Source organism: Bradyrhizobium canariense (assembly GCF_900105125.1).
GTDB lineage: Bacteria > Pseudomonadota > Alphaproteobacteria > Rhizobiales > Xanthobacteraceae > Bradyrhizobium > Bradyrhizobium canariense_A.
On the sequence record NZ_LT629750.1, the window covers coordinates 3,192,346 to 3,212,862 of the forward strand.

Sequence of the window (20,517 nt, forward strand, 5' to 3'; positions counted from 1 at the left end):
CCTGGACTTTCCTAATTTTCGCGCAGGGAACTGCCGAGATCGTGTCTCTGACGATTGGAAAATTTAAGTGCCTCATTGATGGCTTGCATCTGGAACGAACGGGTTTTGCCATACGCGGCGGTCGCGTTCGATAATCCGAGGAGCCCGGATGAGGCCTTGCGAATGTCGAAACCGCACCACCTAAGCACGATGCACGTCGGCGACTGCGTGTCAGCAAACGCCCGAACCTGGGCAGCCAGATCTCGGTATTGACGCTCCGCTTCCTGGAGAAGTTCAAAATTAGTCGGGGTTGCATCTTTGTCTGCGGAGGCCAAAACATTTGCCTCCCCCCATCTCGCACAAACGCTCTCGTAAAGAACCATCGCGCGCCTGACCTCTGTCCTAAGGTCGAAAAACCTGAGCAGCGGCTTACCTATCGCGTTGAACGCGATCCAGCCGAGTAGCGCGACAACGATGGGTCCAAGATAAGACATCACGGCCAAACAGTCAGGGAAGCGGCCAATATGCTTCCAGGTGGTCAAACATCCCAAGGTCGAACGTCTGTCTTAGATGGCTCGCAGAATCGGTCATCCGCCCCGTTCCATCACAACGCGCTCAGATCAGCCGGCACGTCGCCGAACTTCTTGATCACCTTGGCATCGCTGAAATCGCCCGTGGCCGGGTCACCCGTGCGGCTAAAGGCGACCGCGCCGACGTGACCTTCCTTGCGGGAAAGCGCTTCGGCGCGCATCGCGGCGGCTGTGGGATTGAAGCATTCAATGGGCTCGCCAGCAGCCACGCCGTCGTCGCTGGCGACGAATGGTAGCGCAACGTAGTAAGTCACTTCGGTCATGGTCCTTTCCTATTGCTGAGTGACCGGTTTGGGATTTTGAAGCACGCCAGCGATGACCTGCTTTGCGGCATCGCGAGCCTCCTGCGCTATTTCAGGTGCCACTCCCGGCAATTTGTAGTCATCCGTTAAATCGCACAGCGCCTTTTTTATGTCGGTTCGAAACCCGTCCGGATTTTCCGCCCATATCAGCAATGAGAGTGAACAGCGTCATCAGCATAAAATTGGTGGCCATATCAATGCCGAGCTGTTGGCCTGTACTCATGTGAACTCCTTCCTTCAACCGTTGTAAGGTTTGAATCTTCCTCGCGCGTAGGCGTGCGAAACAGCCTGCATCAATTCGCAGACCTCCGACTCCAGATACTCGTTCGCGACGATCAGCGCCTTGAGCGCATCGCGCACGTCGCCGCCGCATGCCGCAATGGCCTGGTCCGCCGCCGCTTCGAGCCGGTCGGCGTCGGCCTGTGGATTTGGCGCGGCGCTGTCCGACATGAGGGGTTCCGAGTTGACTGGACGATCAGGATGTTCTCATTCTGTTCTCATGGAGTCAAGCGACCCAAAACGCCGGTTTCCGCCGCCTATGAGGTCCGGGATGCCAACGGCTTTCGGCTGGCCTTGGTGTACTTCCGCGACGACCTGCAGAAATTGTCGTTCGGACACGGCCACCTGACTTCGGATGAGGCGCGGCGGATCGCCAAGGCTATCGCCCGCCTGCCGGAATTCCTGATACAGCGGCGCGACTTCTGTCAGCGGGGTGGTGGTGATCGATGGAAACCTAGTCGCCCATATCATGTTGCCCTGGAGGACAGCTACGTTAGGGCGCACTGGGATGAGATCGAAGCGCTCTGCAAGCTCAACGCCATCCCTTTCGATGCGACGGGCGAAAAGACCACGCCGGCAGCATGTGGCGCGTCTATGAGTTCACGTGGCAGCTGGACGCAATACAATTTTGGGACCGGTTTGAGGGCCGATGGTTGCGCGGAACCGAATTTCACTATCCCGAGCGGCCAAAGGACTTACCGCCGATGAAGCCGTTGAAGAACTGGCCGACGTTTGATCCGAGAAAAGCGCGGGGGTGAGCCAACATGTATGACGTATTTAAGATTGGAGCCGCGCTGATGGCGCTAGTGCTCGGGCCGATATCGATCGTGTTCGCCGATGATCTAACCGGCCAAGCCAGCATCATCGACGGCGACACGCTGGAAATCCACGGAACGCGTATCCGGCTTTGGGGCGTCGATGCACCGGAGAGCAGCCAGCTTTGCCGTGGCGAAGACAGTGAGCAGTATAGGTGCGGCGCCCAGGCGGCGAACGATCTGGATGCGTTCATTGCCCGGCGGCCCGTGAGCTGCTTGCCGATCTCGCTGGACCGATATGGCCGCACCGTGGCGACGTGCTCGGTCGGCGGCGCCGACATCGGGGATTGGCTCGTGCGGAACGGTCTTGCCTTGGACTGGCCGGAGTATTCCAAACGAAAATACGAGGCCGCGCAGCATGATGCTGAGGAAGCCGGACGTGGGATATGGAAAGGCAGCTACGTCGAGCCGTGGCTATACCGGATCTGCATCAGGGCGAGCGGCACTCCGGCTAATTGCTCCGACGATGCGAATGCCCCTCCCTAGGACGACTTTGCATGTGTAATCTCTACAGCATCACCACCAACCAAGCGGCCATCATCGCGCTGTTCCGAGTCATGAACAGGTACGTCGGTAACTTGCCGCCGATGCCCGGCGTCTTCCCGGACTATCCGGCGCCCGTCGTGCGCAATGCCGGTGCCGAGCGCGAGCTGACCATGATGCGCTGGGGCATGCCGCCTCCTCCGCGCGCCGGCGGATATCCGGTCACCAATATCCGCAACACGTCGTCACCGCACTGGCGGGGCTGGCTGAAGCCGGAAAACCGCTGCCTGGTGCCCGTCAACAGTTTCGCGGAATACGCGCCAGAGCCAAACCCTGAAACCGAGAAAAAGGACGTGGTTTGGTTCGCGCTCGATGACGACCGGCCGCTGTTCGCGTTCGCCGGTATCTGGACCGAGTTCAAGGGAGAACGCGGCACCAAATCAAAACCGACCGGGACCGCACAATGTCTACGGCTTCCTGACGACCGCGCCGAACGCCGTGGTCGAGCCGATTCATCCCAAGGCGATGCCGGTAATCCTGACCAGCGATGAGGAATGGGAGGTGTGGATGCGGGCGCCGTGGGATGAGGCGAGGACGTTGCAACGACCGCTGCCGGATAATGCATTGAAGATCGTGGCGCGCTGCACCGATAAGGAAGATCAGGCGGCCGCTTAATTAGCTGGAAGGTGCGCGCTCAACAGCCCCGCGACGTGCAGCGCGGACCGGGAATTACCACGGGCTGGATCCTAGGTGCATCCGACGCCGGGACTGGGGAGTAAGTTGGAGCCGGCGCCGCATCTTCGATCGCATCCGCCGTCGTACGGGCGCTATCCAATTGGGCGCGGCAGTTGACATAGGCGTCCGTACCGGGCCGTGCGCCAAAGCCGAGACACTTCTGATCGTCTCGCGTGTTTACCGCGGCAATCTGCTGGTCACGCGTCATGCAGCCGGCCAATGAGGTCGCCGAAACGACCGCAACTAACAATATAAGCTTCTTCATTCTTCAGCCCCAAGCTTTAAATAGCCGCCGGCATACAAGCGCGTCAAGACCGACAAACCGGTCCGGCGGAGAAACAATGTGTTGGTCTCCCGCAGTCGTGGCTCAGCGCGCGCGACTTCGTAAACGCGCGGTCTAGCATGGGTTCTTTTTTGATCGCGCGTATTCATTGGACACACTGCGCCCTCCATGGTTGTGTGAATTGCACAACAAAACCAAGGGGGGAATGGGAATGACGAAGTGGATTTTGGCTGTAGTTTTGGCCTTCGCTGCTGCGGGGGCTTCGGCTCAAGGGACGGGATCAAATCCGAACAGCCATCCGGTTCAAGGTTACACGACGACCGGCGGCACCTATGTTTCGCCGCACCAGCAGACCAATCCGAACAGCACCACACGAGATAATTACGGCACTAGCGGCAACGTGAATCCGTCCACAGGTGCGGTGGGCACAAGAAATCCACGCTAACTAACCCGCGCGGCGGACTAGAGGGAGGAGGCCGTCTCACCTGACGGCCTCTTTCAGTTCTAGATGTATCCACCCCATAAGGAATTGTCCGTCGCCATGTCGACAGATCTTTTGTGCGATTTTGGGATTTGTGAAGTTGCGCAGCTCCAGTGATTTCGACAGCTTCTATCAAGCCCCCGACCCCTGGGGTATTGAAACGGCCACGCGCCGGGACAAAGCGCTTGCCACAGTTATTGGGCCCTTTGTAGAGGGCCGATCCGCCCTAGAACTGGGCTGCGGCGAAGGCCACCTAACGGCCACTGTCTTCCGCAAAGCGAGGAGCGTCAAAGGGATCGACATCAGCCCCCTCGCGATATCGCGTGCGACTTCCCGGTTTATTCCGAACGCGTCTTTTCAAGTAGCTGACTTCCTTGATGTCAGCTTTGCCGACTATGACGTCATCGCCGCGATCGAGTGCCTTTACTACCTGTCACCGGCCGAGCAGGAAGCGTTTTATCGGAAAATGGTGAGCGAACATCCCGGCAAGATTTTTATCCTGTCCGGCCCGATTATCGGCACGAACGAGCACCGAACATATTTTACCCACGCCGGCATAGAACAGACGTTTGCCCGGCATGGGCTATCGCTCATAAAATGGCGAAACCTCAATGCTAATCGGAACGCCGGGGCGGTCGCGACAATTGCGGCGGCAGCTTCTAGATTACCATTGAGGAACAAGGTCTTGGAAATGCTGCCTGAAAAATTTGTCAATCAACGTTGCTACGTAGCGCAGTGTCCGACGCGTACAAACGCCCTTTGAACGAAGGTGATTTCCGCAGGGGCATCGGCCAAGACTCTGTGAGGTCTAGCGCCACATTGTAAGCACACCCTTGGTGCCGGTCCGCTTGAAATGCTGACGAATTTGAGGCTGCCGTCGATCGCGGGATAATGCGACGGAACAATCCCTTGCTATGGGGAGGTCTTGGGAGTTTGATCTCAATCCGCTGCGACCGCTGGGAATTGATCGATGCCCAATGCGCTCGTCGTTCATAAAGCCAAACTGCCGCTCCATCAAAAAGCGCTTCGCGCTGCGCAGTATGTCCGCGTGTCAACAGACAGGCAACGGTACTCAATTCAGAATCAAGCTGCAGTCATCGCAGCGTACGCGCATGCGCACAACATGACAATCGTTCGTACCTATTCCGACGAAGGAGAGAGCGGACTTCGGATCAAGAATAGAGCCGGCCTGACTCAACTAATCACCGATGTCCGCTTCGGATGCGCCGATTTCAATTGGATCCTAGTCTATGATGTCAGCCGGTGGGGTCGATTTCAGGATGTTGATGAGAGCGCCCACTACGAGTTTGTCTGCAAACGGGCCGGACTTAGGGTCGCTTACTGCGCTGAGCAATTCGACAACGACGGCAGTATGTTGTCGAGCATCGTAAAAAACCTGAAGAGAGTAATGGCCGCTGAATATAGTCGCGAGCTATCGGCAAAGGTTCGCGCGGGCCAGCGTCGGCTAGCTGGTCTCGGCTTCAAACAAGGCGGTCCTGCCGGGTACGCGCTCCGCCGGGAATTAGTGGACGAGAACATGCGACCGAAAGGTCTTCTGAGAAAGGGTGAGCGAAAGTACCTGAACTCCGATCGAGTCAAGTTGCGCCGGGGCTCGGCAGATGAAATAGCCACCGTAAACTGGGTTTTTCACCAGTACATTGATGAACACAAATCAGCAGCGGAGATCGCACGTCAACTTAATCAAAAGGCCATACCAAGCGAGCGCCAGGGGCCTTGGAACTGCGGCATGGTCAGCCGGCTTCTGAGGAACGAGAGCTATATTGGAAACCTCGTTTATAACCGCATGTCACGCTATTTGGGGCAGAGGGCGGTAAGTAATCCGGCTCACATGTGGATCAGGACGCTCGGCGTAGTCGAACCAACCGTCGAAAAACGCCTTTTCTTAAGCGCTCAGAAGATCATCCGAGAGCGGCGCGTCGATTTAACCGAAGATGAGATGTTGGATCGGTTACGCAATACACTAAAACGAAGAGGTCGGCTCAGCACCTCAATAATCAACGATACGGTTGGGCTTCCTTCGTCAGCGACATATATGGCGCATTTCGGAACTATGAGAAATGCGTATAAGTTGATCGGATATACGACTAAGCGCGATTGCGACTGGATTGACTCGAGTCAATATTGGGCTGGAGCGATGGCTAAGATTTCGACTTCGCTTACCGCAGCAATTGAGAACGCCGGAGGCCATGCGGAGATCAACGAACCCGCGGACGGTCTACTGGTGAGCGGTAAAGTGGGCGTCGCCTTTCGGGTCGCCAGATGCACACCCGGAAGGCTGACAAGCCATTCACCGCGCTGGACTATCCAACGCCGCAAACATCTGGCTGCTGGATGGATTGCCGCTATCCGGCTGGCTGAAGCTAATAAAGCCGTTCTCGATTACTTGCTAGTGCCGAGCAACTCGCTTGTAGATCGGACGATAAAATTTACGGAGACAGCTCGAAGTCGTCACAGGGTACGTCGCTTCGACACGATAGAGGCACTGGTTCGGGCAATCATCACCTGCCTGGATAAAAGCGGCGCAGTTCCGGCCAATGCAATGCGGTTGAACATACAACCAAGATCAAGGCGGTCCACGCGAAAGAGCGCTAGCTTGCCGTAAGTGCTAGTCGCGATCGCTCCATCATGTTAGCCAATGGAAGCAGAAACGTTTCTCAGTGGGAACAATGATCGAGGCAGTCATCTGGGATTTTGGCGGCGTGCTTACAACATCGCCGTTTGAGGCTTTCTCGCGGTTCGAGACCGAACGCGGCCTGCCCCCCGACATCATCCGGCGCACCAACGCGAACAATCATTGGGAAAATGCCTGGGCAAAATTCGAGCGTGCCGAGGTCGATCTCGAGGCCTTCGATCAGCTGTTCGCGGCGGAGTCGCTGGCGCTCGGCGCGGAGGTGCGCGGCAGGGACGTGTTGCCCTTGCTGGTCGGAGACCTGCGACCCGAGATGGTCAAGGCTCTGCGGCGCGTGAAAGCTACGTTCAAGACCGGCTGCATCACCAACAATCTTCCGGCCAACAGCATCGGCAGCCTGGGCGGCCGGTCGCTTTACATCGCCGATGTGATGGCGCTGTTCGATCATGTCATCGAGTCCGCGAAAATTGGCCTGCGGAAGCCGGACCCTCGTATCTATCAGATGATGACAGCAGCGCTGAACGTTGATCCCAAGAACTGCGTCTATCTCGACGATCTAGGCGTAAACCTGAAGCCAGCGCGCGACATCGGTATGGCCACCATCAAGGTGTTAAATGCCTCGCAAGCCATCCACGAACTTGAAGTCGTGACAGGCTTGTCGCTTCGCTAACATAGGCTCTTGCTATTACGCCTCCTCCGGGCGTTGGATGCAGTCAATCGCAAGTTGCCGCAAAAATCGAGAGGGGCGGTGGGCGCGTTGTCTTCAGCGACTTGGGTGATGGCCTTCGTGTGAACGGGTTGGTGAACATCTACTTTCGAATTGCACAACTAGAACACCCAGAGTTCGAGCATTATGCGCCGTGTTGGTTGATCCAGCGCCGCCATCTGCCTGATGGATGGATAGTCGCCATACGGCTGCGGGACCGCAGCAAAACCCTGCTCGACTATGTGTTGGTGCCCACAACCGGCACGGACAGGGATACGATCAGGTTTTCGGAAAAACGGCGCGCCCGGCTTGGAATAGCCAGTTTCTAAACGCCTGAGGCGCTGATCCGCTCGCTCATCCGACGCGTAACCAGATCAAGCTCTGGCGTGACAGCCACGCCAAGACGGCCGAGCAAGCAGTCCAGATCAAGCCGGTCCAAAAGAGTGACCGGCCAAGTGCGGCGCTGATCACGCCACCTTGCTCATTTCTGGCTGCCGCATTTCCGGTCCAGTGAAACCGTTCCGGAACAGTGCCAACACGCCATCAGGAACGGGTGGCGAGTTATGATTCTGGTCCGTGAGAAGTTCACCCTTCGCCGCCTGTTAAGTTTCATTACTGCGCCGCGCCAATGCCTGCGCCGACGTAGAAGCCGGTCCATGAATTAGTCGCGGGCGACGTCGGTGCCGCCGTTGATGAAACAGGCGCGCTGGCGGAATGTTCGGACGCATAGGCCTCTGCCGCCGAGAGTGGTAATGACTGCGGTACTGACCGGCCGTCGGGCTTCACTCTTGAGACCTGTCTGGTCTTTTGGGGACGGTGCATTTGGTTGGGCGGCGGCAGATTCTGTATCTTTTGCGAACGAACTGCTTCCGTGTTCGGCGCCTGCGCTTCACCAGCGTGAACGCAGCCGCACGCCACGAGGGAAATTAGCGCTAACCCGAAAACTACCCGACGCATAATGAACGATTCCCTTTTGGACTGCAGTAACCAGAGATTTGGGTAGAACCGAGGCCGATCACCAGGCCTGGCGCGACGCTCGGTACCCCGGAGGGGGCCATAAGGGGGTTTCGACGCTGGGTTGTGCGTGATAGATACCCTCCTCAATGCTCAGTCTGAATAAATCAACAAACGATACGTCGATCACGCTGGACCTATTGCGGGCGATAGCTGCGCAAATGGTCTGTGTCGGGCATGCGCTCTATTTTTTCACGGAATGGCGCCCGGCTGGGCCTCTCATGCAGAACGTCGGCGTGTTGCTGTTCTTCGCACTTTCAGGCTTCCTGATCGCCTACACCTTAACCGAACGCTCAAAGAATCCGGCCTACGGCTTCTGGCAATTTTTCATTGAGCGGTTTGCGAGAATTTATTCCGGCCTCGTCCCGGCTCTCATCTTCGTTGCTGTTCTTGACGGTGCCGTGATTTATTTTTCTGGCGATCCGGCGAGCGTGCCATCGTATAGCGGGAAAATCTTTTTAGATAATTTGCTGATGCTCGAAGGCTATCGGGGCATCAATTTGATTACAAATCTGCACTCCGCTGTCTTCGGTTCGGCAGCTCCACTTTGGACATTGGTGGTTGAATGGCACATTTATATGTTCGTTGGAGCGCTTTTTTTCATGGGCGCCAAGCCTAGATTAATCCCCTGGCTTATCCCCGTGGCGCTATTTTTTGGACAGACCTCTACGCATTTCCTGCTTGGATCTGTTCAGGATGATGGAGTCGGGCGCGGTCTTTTTATGCTCTGGCTTGGCGGAGCTTACGTCTTTTTCGCAGCGCGAACAGCTATCATTCCATATCTTCCAGCGGTTGGCCTGACCTTCATTTCGGCCGTCTGCTACGTGTTACTAACGCCCCCTCAAAAAGAGTATGACTTTCGAACCTATACAGTCTTGCTGATTTTTGTTTTTGCCGTCGTGATGGCCTCCCAAGCGAAACATTTTATCACCTCCGCTCGCGTGGTTTCTATCATCACATTCTTTGCCGGCTACTCCTTCACTCTTTATTTGATCCACTACACCATCTTTTGGGCGATCCACGTGCTTTCGCCCGGCGATGGCACGATGAAATTCATTTGCTCGATTTTGCTTTCCAATGGGATCGCCGCAGTCATCGCGTCTCAAACCGAGATGAAGCACAAGTCGCTGGCCAGATTCCTAAAACAAGCGGCCACAAGGTATCGCGCCGAACCATCGGAGCAAATGCCCCCGAGGAGCGCCACCGATCAGGGATAACCGGCGGCACCGTTGACCGTCGGCGCGCTCTCCGTTGCCCTCGCCGCCCCAACCGGTGGGGTGAGTTGCGCGGCCGCCACGCGTGCGCTTTGATGACCGGATGCCCGTCGTCACCCCCGCCGCTAAAAAACCCGAGGGAAAAATGAAAGTCATTCCGTTGCTCATTTTTCTCTTTGCTCTCAGGGGCTGCGATTGCCGTGCCTGTGACGGATAAACCGGGGGCTTGGTGGGGGCACGGTTCGAACCACCATCAAGGAGGGGCTGTTCGACCTCACACCGGACGGCGTAACCTCTCCACCCATCCTGACGTCGACGTAGAGTTCTGAAATATTAACGCGCGTCCCGCAGGACTATTCGCCTGATGAAATGCGCCCTTTGCCAGGACTGTGGCTGGGTCTGTGAGAACCATCCGGGTCGGCGTGGGAAGGAACTCACACCTGCAACTGCGGCGGCGCCGGTGCTCCCTGCCCTTGGTGCAATTTGAGCGATGCCGCGACGCCACCTCGGCCGCCGCGAGGATTTAAGATCAGCAGCGTCAAGAAAGATCAATCCGTGCCGATCCCAAAGCCGCGGCGGGCGTTGTTCCCTGCGTCACTTCCGAGCGTGGGCATATCTCGGGTTGATGCCGCAGGTGGAATTAGTCCCTGACGCAGTCGCCATACACTGCCGGCGCGAGTGGAACTGGCAGTTGCCGGGAAAACCCCATTGGCTTCCCTGCAGACAGTACTTTCCCGCAGCCGCCGGCTGAGCGGTGGATACCAGGGCTACGAACGAAGCCAGGATCATGAAGACTTGAACAAAACGTTGCATTTATTAGCCTCCTCTTCGAACGGCTTTGCGGCCAAGTGATACTCGTGGTTTGCGAATCTCGCCGCCGCGACAGTGTTGAAAATCACCTACAGCGCACGCGTCCCCAGCGATCTCGCCAACACCTGCGGCAATGTCGGCGCCCCCAGCGGTCTCGCCAACACCGACGCCACGAAACATCCGTTACATCGCTGACATTGGCAGTGATCCCCGCCGCCAGCGGGGGGATCGGTGCAGCTTGGACAGATCCATGCACGGCCGCGAGAACCAAGCCTGCAACCGACATCGCAAGTGCTGTTCGCAACATGTCTCTCTCCCTTTTTTGTGGCGTTATCCTTTGCCCTAGGCGTCATGATTCTTGGCCATTGAGCACCACCGGGGATGGGCGCGCGAATTCGATGATCCTATCGCATGAATGTTCTCATTTCCCCATCGGTAATTTACCCGAGCGGCACACCAGATTGACCTGATGCTCTCCCTCGATCGGTTTTCTAAGGTGCCTATCGCGGGCTGTCCCACAGATCACCTTTCGGCCGCCAATCGCCCGCAGCCGAGTTCGATGTCATGGCGTCGCTGGAGAACGATCTCAAGAAGCCGGCTAGTGAACACCGATGATTCATCCGACTTGTTCAAGCCAGAGTTGAGCGTCGTGCGCATCGATCCTACGAAATTGGAATGGCAAGCTCGATCGAGGCGCTCATGCTCGTCGCGGATCTTGGCGCCCCCACCATGTTCGCGCGGATCGGCATCATGAGCGCTCTAAATCGTCACGTCGAACGCGTGTTCAATCCGAATCGCCAGGACCATCACTGGGGAAAGCGGAAGCTCAAGCGCGATGAGTAACCTTGATTGGTTAGGTTAAGCCGCGAGTTTCGTTGCGCCGAGGTGCGGACAACCTACGATCATATCGCCGGACATTGCCGTTCGTCTGGGACCAGCGTGGCAAAGCCGTCAGGCGATTATATTCCGCTTGGCGGCTTTGTTTTGCAATCTGGTCGCAAAGCGGCCTGGGTGAGTCAATTTGACTCAGGGGAACGCAGTGCAGCAGCACGGCCGAAGGATTCACAACGCCCTTGTTCTGACGAATAGTCCGCCGCCATGGTGCGGGGGACCGTCCATGTTGAAGGTTGGAAAAATCTACCGGCTGAGATACCCGGGCATTGCGGCCCGCGTGATCGAGGCGCCGGCTGGAAAGCCTTTTGCTTCGGAGCCGCTGGTACGTGAACGCCAAGGGCGAGCCGATCTACCCAGACGCGCCGCGACTTATCGTCAAAACTGGTTGTGCCGCAGGTTAGAAAACATAGACCCATTTGGGCTGTCTTTTGTTTGGGCGTTCCAGAATTAACCTGCGACGGAGAACTCTCCAGAGCGGGCCAAGGTAACCTTGCTCGGTATCGTTAAATCCAATCACAAATAGCCCGCCGCCCCCGACCGTCTACGGTGACCGTAGCCGCGCGGATCGAGCCCCACAGCTCGTGCGTACCGCTCGGTTAGGGGGCGCCGCTTTTTCTCCAGAAGGCGGCGACCCCGCCCACCTTCCCCACTGTCAATCCTCTATCTTTCGCGCGGGAGTTTGACTCAATCAGAGTGACACTTAGTTCGTGTCGGTTGCCGAAAACCTGTGCTCCCTGCTCATTGTATCGGCTTGCGGGAACTTGACCATCGCAGTTTGATTTGGGCGTAGGTCCTTGGGGCGACACCTAGGACCATACCCCTAGCCTCGCGCCATCCACCTGCAAGCCCCTGCCGGCGCCTCCCGGAGTCGGCGGGGGTTGTGCTTTCCAGGGCAGGCATTTCGATCTTCATGACGTCGCAAGCTGGCAGGAGAAGAAATGATCGAATAATGGGGACAGAAATAAAAATGCCACCAGCGTCTCGCGGTTGTCGGTTGGGCGATGGTTCAAGAGCGTTGGCGACCCAGTCAGCATCGACGAGCCCCTGGTCGAGATCAATTACTTATACTATGACGCACGAGATTCGATCACCGGCCACCGGCATTCCGTCTAAGATCTTGGTGAAGGATGGCGGGTCTGTCGATCCAGGCACTGTATTGGGCACAATTGATCAAGTGTGATCGGGGATGAAAGCTGCACGCTACGCGTTGCCTGATTACCTGCCCTGTTAGTATTAGTTCAACCCTTCCGATCGCAACCATTTCGCGTCTTGAGGCGCTGAATCGGAGTTGAAGCGTCGCCGGAATGATTCGTATCGGACGCCGATGGCTTGTTCGCACTTATGAATTCGGCCAAGGCGGCGTTCGATGACCATTCCACGTAACGAACAACCGCGGCCCCAATTGCAAACAAGACGAGAAGCTCAAGGACCACCATGGCGGCTATTCCACGCCAACGGACGCCCCGGACGTTTTGATTATGGGGCATCGATGCCTCCGGAAAACCAGGGTCCCACCGAGCTAAATCAACTCGCGATTTTCAGATGTGAACTACGTCACATCTCACGCTCACTTGAGATGAGCCGCTTCCGGCATATGAACCGTCACGTGCGCGTGTTCAATCCCGAACGCAAGGACCATCATTGGGTGCGCCCGTGCAGCGTGCTTCGCCGGTTGTGAAGGAGATCACACTCTAAAATTGAACTTTATACTAGCAAGAGCTGACCGAGCAGAGGCAGCTATGCAAACCAAACCGCGTTCTCACAACACAGCCCGAGTTATGGAAAAGCCAATGATCTGGGTGGGCCGAGCGATGATTGCTCTTGCTCTGCTGTGCGGGTCATATTTCATCGTCGATATGATCAGAATGCTCAGGATGGCCTACGCGTCTTGAAATTCGCCAGACGGTCGGGAGGAAATCATACCGGATCGTCGTTGCGTGGCCAAATAAATCGGCCCCAGCGCGGGGGCAGCTGGGGCCGAAGGCTGGAAGTGCCGGGGAGAGACAAGCTCGGCACTATTTCTAATGTGGGTTCGCAGTCTGCCGAACCCCATTAAATTCATATTTAGAGAGTGACCAGTTTTCCCGTTGAGCTGACGGGGCGTTTTCCAAGGCGCCCTTGCCTTTCAGTTCTCTGCAAAAGCTAGTTTTTAAAGAAGTGTATGGCGAGGTTCGCCAGCCAAAATAGCCCGCAAACGGCGGCTAGGCTTATGCGAATTCGCCACAGCAAATCGACCCTGTGCGATCCCGTGCCGCCGCCACGGGCAAACGCGGCGGTGGTCGAAAGGCTAACGCAAAGGGCGACGCAAAGAACGGAAAGCTTTTTCATGTGAGACTCTCGAACACGCGATTATCCGATTGCTACGTCAGCGAAGCGCCGTCGGTCAGGTCCGTTCTGCCCCCAATGGACGTCGCGGCGTAAGGTTCCAGGGTCCCTCGGAACCCATGTCACGGGCTTGGCCTGGCCTTACGGTGTGACGTCGTTAAGCTTCAACAGCGGGAGACGGTATGCGTCGGTTCCGTAATCGAGATTTTGTGGCCATCATCTTCGCCTTACTCGTCGCAGGCGCTCTGACGGGTTGGGCAGCCTCGGTCGCCGTCAACTACTTCGAGCGCGTCGACCCGGACGCGGGCGACCGCTCCAGCCCGGCGCAACAGCACACGGTGGACCCGGAGTAGTAAGCGGGCCGGCGCTGCCGATGCGGATCGTCCGCAGGACCGCGCCAGGCCGCCAAGAGAGCCCATTACCGCAAGATGACGGCCCATGGGCCGACAGGTGGCAGGATGGTATGTTGCGGGTGAATGAGACGATCGGCCCGGCGCACTCCGGAGGTGATCAATGCGCCGGGCCGGCTGCCCCTGCCCCTGCCCCGCTCTGATCGAAGCGAGCAGCGTGCCGAATTTTCAACGGCGATTTTTATTTCGGGACCGGTGTCCACATACTCACACGTTTGGGAGTCACTTTGGCGCTGCTGGCTTGCTGGGCCAGTAATCCGATTTGGTCAAAATCCAGTTCTTGGCTTCTGCTTCGGTCGCGAAGTCTCCGACGTGAGAGTCCGGACCATTTCCTGTCACGACCGATACGAACCAGCGACCGCTTTTTGTCATTTGGGGTTCAAATTGGGGGAGCGTCTTACTCATTGGCGGGGCATGGCCGGCTTCGTCTCGCTTTGGATTTGCGCCTGTTTATCTCCAGCAGCACCAAGAATACGAGGGGCGCGAAGAAGGTTGCTGCCACTATGACCATTAGCCCCAAGTGCTGATTAAGCCACGCGTATCGATTTTCGATGAGAACCCAAATGCAGGCTGTGGGGAAGCCTAATCCGACCCATATTGCAGCGACAATGTTCCGGATGTGGATGGCGCGTCGGTTGTCCATACCCGAAAGATGCGCTTCTGAGGTGGCGTCTCCAGGGCGATTTATCTGCCAGAATTAAACTGAGCCACTCCCCGCCTATGCCCGGCTTTTCGCGGCCTTCCACGCCACTCGTTTACGCTCAACCCCATCGGCGAGCCGCCTCCGGTCGCCGTTGTCACAGAGCCGCGCGTAGGTCGAGAGGCGAATGACCCCGTAGCGGACTTCGCGCCCGCTTCATTCAAAATTGAGCATTCGGCGCATTAAGGGTTGGCCCTTACAACCTAGTGACGTTTTGGCGGCAAGACCATGGAGATGACCGAACCCTATGGCGATCTGTAACCGAAGGCCTTACTTCTACTTGAATTCGGGAAACGCACTTTCGAGCACATCGCCGATTGGCTGCCATGTACGGCCATCGAACTGAACCAGCCGCACCTGCTTGATCGGCCGGAAATCTCCGAGTCTTGTGCTAATCGTGATGCCCGGCAACAATACGGATCCCTGGTATTCGTTGAGCCCTGCTGCCTGCCGCATGACGTTCTCCCGGGAAAGGTCGTCGCCGCACTGCTTCAGCACCTGGATAAGCGTCTCTGCGGCCGCGTAGCCGTAAAGAGCAGCGCTGTCGTCCTTGTCACCGTCCGGATAGTATCTTTCGATAAACGATGGCCAGTCCTTGATCGCCGGATCATCCTTCCACGCCGGATCGTTCACATCTTTTAAGAACGAGGCTGAGATCACGCCCACGGAATTCTCCACCCCGGCCGGTCTCAGCGCAGTGGCAATTGAAGCGGCCATATCGTTCAGAATAAAGACCGGATGCCAATTGAGATCAGCCGCTATTCGGATCACCCGGGCCGCGTTGGTGGGCACACCGGCAAAAACAAAGATATCAGCGCCTGATCGCCTCAGGATGGAGACGTGCGTATCGAGATGCTCATCTGAAATCCCGTACGCAACATCGACGATGATCATCCGGGTGAGGTCGCCGAGTCCTTCTTCCAATCCTCTGAACAGATCGCGACCGAATTGATCGTTTTGCCAGAGGACCACGATCTTGCGGTTGGGATAGAGCGCCTGAATGTAATTGGCATAGATGCGCCCCTCCGATCGAAACGATGGCTGCCAACCCATGGCCCAGTGAAACGCCTTTGGATTGCTCCATTCCTCGTCGCCGGAAGCAACGAAGAGCTGAGGAATCTGTCTTTCGTCGAGGAATTTTCGGACGGCGATATTGCCGGGCGTCCCGAACGACCCAAACATTAGCAATACGTCGTCTCGCTCAACAAGCCCGCGCGTCAGATCGAGCGCCGCAGACGGATCGGAGTGATCGTCGTAGGAAATGAAACGCACCTTGCGACCATTGATTCCGCCGTGTTCGTTGATCCTGGCGAAATACGCAGCTTCGGCTTTTCCGATTGCGCCGAAGGCGGCCAATGCTCCCGTATAAGGCATAAGGTTGCCAACACGGATTTCGGTATCGGTCACACCTTGCTCACGAGGTCGGTCAGAGATCGCGCTCAAGGAGGTCAGGGCAGCCACGATTGCGAATAACGTTCGGCCTAACACGCGCATCTTTGTTGCTCAACGCGCCCCAACACAGAGTTTGGGCGCTCCCTCGTTCTAGATCAAGCGGCGCAACGTGGAACCGCCGGGAAATGCGCGGCTGAACAATAAGGTCAACATTTCGGACATGGTCCTCCAGACCGCAGACGAGATTATCAAGGCTGGATATCTCTCGTTCCGAGCGAGCCGATAATCACGGCGGCGGCTTTGGTCGTGCGTTTCTGCTTCGAAGCTTGCTTGACCCGTGGCATGGTCGCATCCTCCGTAAGTTCGTGTGAAATCGCTTGGCAAGCGTGCGCTCGCCGAAACCGGCGCGCAACAGTTACCTTTGCCATATGCGAAACATCTCATCGAGTTCCATTCATCTTCATGAACGAGATCGACACATAACCGCTTTTGGTTGAGCAACCCGCCATCTGCGTCCATACAGCAGGCCTGATCGGCTGGCGGCATTCTCAAAAAAGGAAAGCGAGTAAGGGCCGCCGTCGAAATGCGCCCGCCAGATGTCTCGCCTGCCCTACTATATAATGGGGGGGGTGGCGTTCACCCGGCGCGGACATCCCGACATCGGCTTGTACTAGGATGAGATATTGAGGCGCTTTGGCGGGCTTTAACAGAGAACCTTATGGCACGTAGGTCGGATGGCGCGGCGGATGTACCCGACGCCACGATCTAGAGAGGGCCGCGAGTGCCTCACAGCACCGCGGCCCTTTTTTTTTGCCCTATAGATTGCCCAGCGGCATCGGGTTATCTTTTAAAAAATCCGATGATCGCCAACAGGATCACAGCGCCGATGACCGCGTTGACTATTGCCGCCAAGATGCCGCCGACCAAAACAAAGCCAATCATCGGTAAAAGATAGCCTGCAATGATTGCGCCGACGATGCCGACCACGATATTGCCGATGAGCCCGAAGCCATAGCCCGTCATAATCTGGCCTGCAATCCAACCGGCAATCGCACCGACGACCAGCCAGACGATAAGAGATACAAGCATTTGATACTGTCCTCCCCATTGTAGAGCGCGCCGCACGGTAGGCACGAGCGTCGCATGAATAATATTACGATGAGTCGGGGGTCGAAGTCGTATGGATAACCGCGAAAAAGACACGCGGCCACGTCACGCCGACGTTTGATCTTCCTCGCCTGCGCTCGCTCTTTGGCGCGGCTCCGCCTCCTTAATGGAGCACTGGCTGTCCGCAAACCTACGGCTCACAATCGCTCCGGCAAACAACTAAAATTTGCTCTGCACAGGTCGGACACATTAGCGATGGTGTCCCCTATAGAACGGGTTCGCAACACAATTCAGACGCCTACCCGAGGCCATGACCCGACACTCCGCCCAGCTAGCGAAGTTGCAATTGCTCAAGCCCGGAGAACTTCTCCCCTGCAAGCAGTATGGATAGCGGGTGCTGCTGATCGCGCGGGCTGGTACGGCAACAATCATTGCCAAACCGACGCCGACTAACGAAGTCGCGATTATGCGGCGCATTCTAACCTCCTCCCGACACGACGAGCATCACATCTTTTCGCGGTGGTCCAATTCATAGGTCTTCCCCCAAGCCTTTGTACACCGGATGGCGCACCTTGCCTTCGGCGGATTCGCCCGGTACTCGATCTCAGCCAACAACGATGGCTCGACCCAGATGCCGCGATGGGCGATGCGCGTGCTGTAGCGCTGGGTCTGCCTGATCAACGGCTTGAGCCGCGCCTGTAGCTCTTTGGCGTTTTCCTTATCGAAGCCGTGGTCAACCTTCCCGGCATAGACCAAATCGTCGCCCTTGCGCCTGCCGAGGTTCGTTCCTGACGGGCGTTCCAGTCCGGAACTTTATCTCAATCCGGAGCTTCGGACCCTATTATTTAGTTCTTTAGGAGCGCGTCGTGTATCGAACCGCGTTGACGATTGCCTTTTTTCTCCTAGCGGCTTCCGCATGCGAATCCGAGTCCGGTCTCGCCTCGTATTACAGTGGTCGGGGTCACAGCGGCGAAATGACCTGCGTTCATCGCACCAGACCATTCGGAAGCATCGTAACGGTGACAGGCGCTGGCGGTTCAATAAGATGCCGGATCAATGATCGAGGTCCCTTCATTCGGGGGCGCGTCATCGACGTATCGATGAGCGCGGCTCGCGCGCTCGGCATGATGAGGTCGGGCGTCATTCGCGTTTCGGTGGAATAGCAAGCCCTCAAACGAAAAAGCCGGGGCCTGTGATGCCACAGGCGTACATCCGGCCCGCGACAATCAATGCGGAGATAGCACGCACTCCTTGAAGATATTATGTATTATGATGAGTAAGCCCGCCGTCAGGACGATGTTCGCTGCCCCTCCAGCGGGTCAGCCGCCGAAAAGTCCCCACATAACGATGACGTAGTAGGCAAACACCGCCACTATGACGTTAGCCGCGACGGCCGCGAACGACGATAGGTCTCACGTCGCGTCCGAGGCTGAAATTGCCACAGTGTTGCCCTGGAAGCTCAACGGCTCCTTAGCGCTACCGTACCGATAATTTCTATATGATCTTCACCGGACTCGCGCCACGCAGCTAAAGCGAAATAGCCTGTAAGCGTCAAACCCAGCACTATTAAGACTGCAAAAGAAAATTGGCTCATCTCCCTGGCTCCGGCCTCGCCCCCAAGGTGCAATCAGCTAAGAAGAGCATTTTTCGCTGAGTCGGAAAACACCACTCCGGGCTACATGGCGACTACGCCGCCGCACAATCTTCCTTGCCAAAGGCACCAAGGGCGACGCGGAACAGAATTTCGATGACGGCCAGCATCAGTACGCTGACAATAAACACCAGCACCACAACTGCACCGCGTGGTACGGGGTTGGGCTCGCTGAGGAGCGGCGGGGCGACCTGAGAGATATCGACCCAGCGCGCGTCAATGACGGATGGCTCGGCTTCTGCCCGGCGATCTGCCGGGGGTGCTCGCACGGATTCTTCTTCAGGCGACCTTGTGGGCGCATCATTAGATGATGCCATTGCCGACATCGCGTCACGCCACCTGGGTTGATCAATTTTCCGCCGAACTCCGTGGGCGACCTGATGGTTCCCGCGGCTCGGTGTCCCATCCCAACAATGATCCGGACCATGCCAGTAGATGTAGGAACCGAACTGCTGACGCGCTTCGGCCTTGCTCATGCAGGAACTAGAAGCCGTTGATGGTGTAGTCACCATCAACATCGATACAACTATTATCGCGACTCGCATGGGGTCGCTCCCTACTCAATACACAAGATGAAAACGTAACTGTAAATAAAACGGAACTAATTAGTTACACAAATTATGGCCGAAAGACGCCGGCATTCGTTCTAATTATGGCCGCAATCTTACGGTGTACGAAAAGAGTCGGTGTTTGCGTATGACCACGTTGACGCAAGTTACCCCAGCTTCCAGCCCTTCGGGGACCGGTAGGTCGCGAGGACCGGACTCCTAGGCACACGAGGCCTCGTGCACTTCAAGTGCTTAATTCCGCTATCAGACTCCAAAACTTACGCCGTTCCTATCTAAGTCCTTAAAGTGGAGTCACAAAGCTCTGGGTGCTTCCGCATTTAGTCCATCCGTAAACGTGATGCACGAAGCCCGGCTTGTCAGGCTCGGTGCAGGAAAAGCGCATCTTCCAGCCGCATTTTACGCAAGCTGGGTCAATGTCCAGACCTCTTGTATCGCGCTTCGGCACGCTCCGAGCCCTCAATGGAGTGTTGGCAGCATGTAAGCTACGGCTCCGCAATCGTGGCGGCAACCAACTAGAATTTGCTCTGCACAGGTGGGACACCTTCCAGGCGGACGATCAGGCGCACCTACTTCGGCACTGCCCGCCTTCTGGTGTAACGTGATCTTCCTTGTCCGTTCGACGCGCAAACGATCTTGAGCTGGTCATCCCGCAGCGGATGCTGAGTGCCCTCGCTCATCCCAAGATGCCCGCATCCAGACGTCCCGCTCCTCATCGGTCGTCGGGATCACCGGCATGGCCTTGGGGTGGATCGGCTCGACCACGGCGTTCGGCTCAGTCGTCAGAAAGCCATAGACCAGATGCGGCCCCGATAGCTACGTAAACTTTGTCGTGCCATCGTAAGTTTTACCGCGCCTTAACCATGCGTAGGGCACTATCACCTAATGATGACTCGCGACGATAAGAGCGCCGTGATCTTAGGCCTGCGCAAACACCACGGCCTTTTGGCGGCCTTCTTGGAGGCGACCAACAAAATCGATCATAAGCAGGTCGCCGGTGAGATGCCCAAACTCGTCAATATGGAAGCGCACACACCACCCGCATCAGAATTGCCTGAAGATGGGCATGCAAAATCCCCTGTTTCGGCCTTTGCCCTTCGGCGTGCCAACTTGGTGCAAGTTTACTGAATA

The 20,517-nt window shown here is 56.8% G+C and carries 21 protein-coding genes and 3 pseudogenes; 12 read left to right on the forward strand and 12 right to left on the reverse strand.

Annotation, left to right across the window (positions count from 1 at the left end):
- Positions 1 to 11: 11 nt before the first annotated feature.
- From BLV09_RS15220 to BLV09_RS15230, 4 genes are all read right to left on the reverse strand, one after another.
- On the reverse strand, positions 12 to 521 hold the full coding sequence (locus BLV09_RS15220; RefSeq protein WP_146687900.1) for a hypothetical protein: 510 nt from the start codon (positions 519 to 521) through the stop codon (positions 12 to 14).
- 62 nt (positions 522 to 583) lie between these two features.
- Positions 584 to 832 carry a hypothetical protein gene (locus tag BLV09_RS15225; RefSeq protein ID WP_146687901.1) on the reverse strand — a complete coding sequence of 83 codons (249 nt, stop codon included), beginning with the start codon at positions 830 to 832 and terminating at the stop codon, positions 584 to 586.
- A 118-nt stretch (positions 833 to 950) separates the two neighbouring features.
- Entirely contained in the window at positions 951 to 1,094 is a 144-nt protein-coding gene (locus tag BLV09_RS37255) for a hypothetical protein (RefSeq protein ID WP_167558734.1), read from the reverse strand.
- A gap of 14 nt (positions 1,095 to 1,108) precedes the next feature.
- A complete protein-coding gene (locus tag BLV09_RS15230) occupies positions 1,109 to 1,321 on the reverse strand; it encodes a hypothetical protein (RefSeq protein WP_146687902.1) in 213 nt (70 codons plus the stop codon).
- 30 nt (positions 1,322 to 1,351) lie between these two features.
- On the opposite strand from BLV09_RS15230, the gene BLV09_RS15235 reads away from it, so the two are divergent.
- The 8 genes and pseudogenes from BLV09_RS15235 (at position 1,352) to BLV09_RS15275 (ending at position 9,534) form a co-directional block, all read left to right on the forward strand.
- Positions 1,352 to 1,858, forward strand: coding sequence for a hypothetical protein (locus tag BLV09_RS15235; RefSeq protein ID WP_244549098.1), 507 nt, complete (start codon positions 1,352 to 1,354; stop codon positions 1,856 to 1,858).
- A gap of 56 nt (positions 1,859 to 1,914) precedes the next feature.
- Positions 1,915 to 2,451: a thermonuclease family protein gene (locus BLV09_RS15240; RefSeq protein WP_349536787.1), complete on the forward strand. Its 537-nt coding sequence runs from the start codon at positions 1,915 to 1,917 to the stop codon at positions 2,449 to 2,451.
- An 11-nt stretch (positions 2,452 to 2,462) separates the two neighbouring features.
- A pseudogene (locus BLV09_RS15245) lies at positions 2,463 to 3,123 on the forward strand (SOS response-associated peptidase).
- Positions 3,124 to 3,677: 554 nt separating this feature from the next.
- Positions 3,678 to 3,911: a hypothetical protein gene (locus BLV09_RS15255; protein WP_146687904.1), complete on the forward strand. Its 234-nt coding sequence runs from the start codon at positions 3,678 to 3,680 to the stop codon at positions 3,909 to 3,911.
- 136 nt (positions 3,912 to 4,047) lie between these two features.
- The gene (locus BLV09_RS15260; RefSeq protein WP_167558735.1) at positions 4,048 to 4,710 is read left to right on the forward strand and encodes a class I SAM-dependent methyltransferase; all 663 of its coding nucleotides are present in this window, start codon (positions 4,048 to 4,050) and stop codon (positions 4,708 to 4,710) included.
- Positions 4,711 to 4,917: 207 nt separating this feature from the next.
- The gene (locus tag BLV09_RS15265; RefSeq protein WP_146687906.1) at positions 4,918 to 6,570 is read left to right on the forward strand and encodes a recombinase family protein; all 1,653 of its coding nucleotides are present in this window, start codon (positions 4,918 to 4,920) and stop codon (positions 6,568 to 6,570) included.
- 64 nt (positions 6,571 to 6,634) lie between these two features.
- Positions 6,635 to 7,267, forward strand: a complete 633-nt coding sequence (locus BLV09_RS15270; protein WP_146687907.1) for an HAD-IA family hydrolase — start codon at positions 6,635 to 6,637, stop codon at positions 7,265 to 7,267.
- Positions 7,268 to 8,406: 1,139 nt separating this feature from the next.
- A complete protein-coding gene (locus BLV09_RS15275; protein ID WP_146687908.1) occupies positions 8,407 to 9,534 on the forward strand; it encodes an acyltransferase family protein in 1,128 nt (375 codons plus the stop codon).
- Positions 9,535 to 10,125: 591 nt separating this feature from the next.
- Here BLV09_RS15275 and BLV09_RS15280 read toward each other — a convergent pair.
- Positions 10,126 to 10,344, reverse strand: a complete 219-nt coding sequence (locus tag BLV09_RS15280) for a DUF3551 domain-containing protein (RefSeq protein ID WP_146687909.1) — start codon at positions 10,342 to 10,344, stop codon at positions 10,126 to 10,128.
- A 672-nt stretch (positions 10,345 to 11,016) separates the two neighbouring features.
- Between BLV09_RS15280 and BLV09_RS37260 the strand changes: the two genes are divergently transcribed.
- Positions 11,017 to 11,184 carry a hypothetical protein gene (locus BLV09_RS37260; protein ID WP_167558736.1) on the forward strand — a complete coding sequence of 56 codons (168 nt, stop codon included), beginning with the start codon at positions 11,017 to 11,019 and terminating at the stop codon, positions 11,182 to 11,184.
- A 2,193-nt stretch (positions 11,185 to 13,377) separates the two neighbouring features.
- Here BLV09_RS37260 and BLV09_RS37265 read toward each other — a convergent pair.
- A complete protein-coding gene (locus BLV09_RS37265; protein WP_167558737.1) occupies positions 13,378 to 13,563 on the reverse strand; it encodes a hypothetical protein in 186 nt (61 codons plus the stop codon).
- Positions 13,564 to 13,742: 179 nt separating this feature from the next.
- Here BLV09_RS37265 and BLV09_RS37270 point away from each other — a divergent pair, with 179 nt between their 5' ends.
- A complete protein-coding gene (locus tag BLV09_RS37270; protein WP_167558738.1) occupies positions 13,743 to 13,913 on the forward strand; it encodes a hypothetical protein in 171 nt (56 codons plus the stop codon).
- A gap of 1,033 nt (positions 13,914 to 14,946) precedes the next feature.
- Here the strand turns inward: BLV09_RS37270 and BLV09_RS15285 are convergent.
- The 4 genes and pseudogenes from BLV09_RS15285 to BLV09_RS15300 form a co-directional block, all read right to left on the reverse strand.
- Positions 14,947 to 16,164, reverse strand: a complete 1,218-nt coding sequence (locus BLV09_RS15285; RefSeq protein ID WP_146687910.1) for an ABC transporter substrate-binding protein — start codon at positions 16,162 to 16,164, stop codon at positions 14,947 to 14,949.
- Between the two features lie 738 nt (positions 16,165 to 16,902).
- Positions 16,903 to 17,151 carry a GlsB/YeaQ/YmgE family stress response membrane protein gene (locus BLV09_RS15290; protein ID WP_146687911.1) on the reverse strand — a complete coding sequence of 83 codons (249 nt, stop codon included), beginning with the start codon at positions 17,149 to 17,151 and terminating at the stop codon, positions 16,903 to 16,905.
- A 267-nt stretch (positions 17,152 to 17,418) separates the two neighbouring features.
- Positions 17,419 to 17,646 carry a DUF3551 domain-containing protein gene (locus BLV09_RS15295; RefSeq protein ID WP_146687912.1) on the reverse strand — a complete coding sequence of 76 codons (228 nt, stop codon included), beginning with the start codon at positions 17,644 to 17,646 and terminating at the stop codon, positions 17,419 to 17,421.
- 52 nt (positions 17,647 to 17,698) lie between these two features.
- Positions 17,699 to 17,958 (reverse strand): annotated as a pseudogene (locus BLV09_RS15300) (DNA ligase); the annotation flags it as partial.
- 77 nt (positions 17,959 to 18,035) lie between these two features.
- Here BLV09_RS15300 and BLV09_RS15305 point away from each other — a divergent pair.
- A complete protein-coding gene (locus BLV09_RS15305; protein ID WP_433994398.1) occupies positions 18,036 to 18,332 on the forward strand; it encodes a septal ring lytic transglycosylase RlpA family protein in 297 nt (98 codons plus the stop codon).
- Between the two features lie 523 nt (positions 18,333 to 18,855).
- Here BLV09_RS15305 and BLV09_RS15310 read toward each other — a convergent pair.
- Positions 18,856 to 19,296 carry a hypothetical protein gene (locus BLV09_RS15310; RefSeq protein ID WP_146687913.1) on the reverse strand — a complete coding sequence of 147 codons (441 nt, stop codon included), beginning with the start codon at positions 19,294 to 19,296 and terminating at the stop codon, positions 18,856 to 18,858.
- 649 nt (positions 19,297 to 19,945) lie between these two features.
- Positions 19,946 to 20,202: pseudogene (locus BLV09_RS38795) on the reverse strand (SOS response-associated peptidase); the annotation flags it as partial.
- Positions 20,203 to 20,274: 72 nt separating this feature from the next.
- Here BLV09_RS38795 and BLV09_RS15320 point away from each other — a divergent pair.
- Positions 20,275 to 20,514, forward strand: a complete 240-nt coding sequence (locus tag BLV09_RS15320; protein WP_167558739.1) for a hypothetical protein — start codon at positions 20,275 to 20,277, stop codon at positions 20,512 to 20,514.
- Positions 20,515 to 20,517 lie beyond the last annotated feature (3 nt).

What these genes read in the sequence shown, in the direction of transcription:
- BLV09_RS15225 (WP_146687901.1), bottom strand. Translation starts at nt 832, where the DNA reads ATGACCGAAGTGACTTACTACGTTGCGCTACCATTCGTCGCCAGCGAC.
- BLV09_RS37255 (WP_167558734.1), bottom strand. Translation starts at nt 1,094, where the DNA reads ATGAGTACAGGCCAACAGCTCGGCATTGATATGGCCACCAATTTTATG.
- BLV09_RS15230 (WP_146687902.1), bottom strand. Translation starts at nt 1,321, where the DNA reads ATGTCGGACAGCGCCGCGCCAAATCCACAGGCCGACGCCGACCGGCTC.
- BLV09_RS15235 (WP_244549098.1), top strand. Translation starts at nt 1,352, where the DNA reads ATGTTCTCATTCTGTTCTCATGGAGTCAAGCGACCCAAAACGCCGGTT.
- BLV09_RS15240 (WP_349536787.1), top strand. Translation starts at nt 1,915, where the DNA reads ATGTATGACGTATTTAAGATTGGAGCCGCGCTGATGGCGCTAGTGCTC.
- BLV09_RS15255 (WP_146687904.1), top strand. Translation starts at nt 3,678, where the DNA reads ATGACGAAGTGGATTTTGGCTGTAGTTTTGGCCTTCGCTGCTGCGGGG.
- BLV09_RS15265 (WP_146687906.1), top strand. Translation starts at nt 4,918, where the DNA reads ATGCCCAATGCGCTCGTCGTTCATAAAGCCAAACTGCCGCTCCATCAA.
- BLV09_RS15270 (WP_146687907.1), top strand. Translation starts at nt 6,635, where the DNA reads ATGATCGAGGCAGTCATCTGGGATTTTGGCGGCGTGCTTACAACATCG.
- BLV09_RS15275 (WP_146687908.1), top strand. Translation starts at nt 8,407, where the DNA reads ATGCTCAGTCTGAATAAATCAACAAACGATACGTCGATCACGCTGGAC.
- BLV09_RS15280 (WP_146687909.1), bottom strand. Translation starts at nt 10,344, where the DNA reads ATGCAACGTTTTGTTCAAGTCTTCATGATCCTGGCTTCGTTCGTAGCC.
- BLV09_RS37260 (WP_167558736.1), top strand. Translation starts at nt 11,017, where the DNA reads ATGGCAAGCTCGATCGAGGCGCTCATGCTCGTCGCGGATCTTGGCGCC.
- BLV09_RS37265 (WP_167558737.1), bottom strand. Translation starts at nt 13,563, where the DNA reads ATGAAAAAGCTTTCCGTTCTTTGCGTCGCCCTTTGCGTTAGCCTTTCG.
- BLV09_RS37270 (WP_167558738.1), top strand. Translation starts at nt 13,743, where the DNA reads ATGCGTCGGTTCCGTAATCGAGATTTTGTGGCCATCATCTTCGCCTTA.
- BLV09_RS15285 (WP_146687910.1), bottom strand. Translation starts at nt 16,164, where the DNA reads ATGCGCGTGTTAGGCCGAACGTTATTCGCAATCGTGGCTGCCCTGACC.
- BLV09_RS15290 (WP_146687911.1), bottom strand. Translation starts at nt 17,151, where the DNA reads ATGCTTGTATCTCTTATCGTCTGGCTGGTCGTCGGTGCGATTGCCGGT.
- BLV09_RS15295 (WP_146687912.1), bottom strand. Translation starts at nt 17,646, where the DNA reads ATGCGCCGCATAATCGCGACTTCGTTAGTCGGCGTCGGTTTGGCAATG.
- BLV09_RS15310 (WP_146687913.1), bottom strand. Translation starts at nt 19,296, where the DNA reads ATGAGCAAGGCCGAAGCGCGTCAGCAGTTCGGTTCCTACATCTACTGG.
- BLV09_RS15320 (WP_167558739.1), top strand. Translation starts at nt 20,275, where the DNA reads ATGACTCGCGACGATAAGAGCGCCGTGATCTTAGGCCTGCGCAAACAC.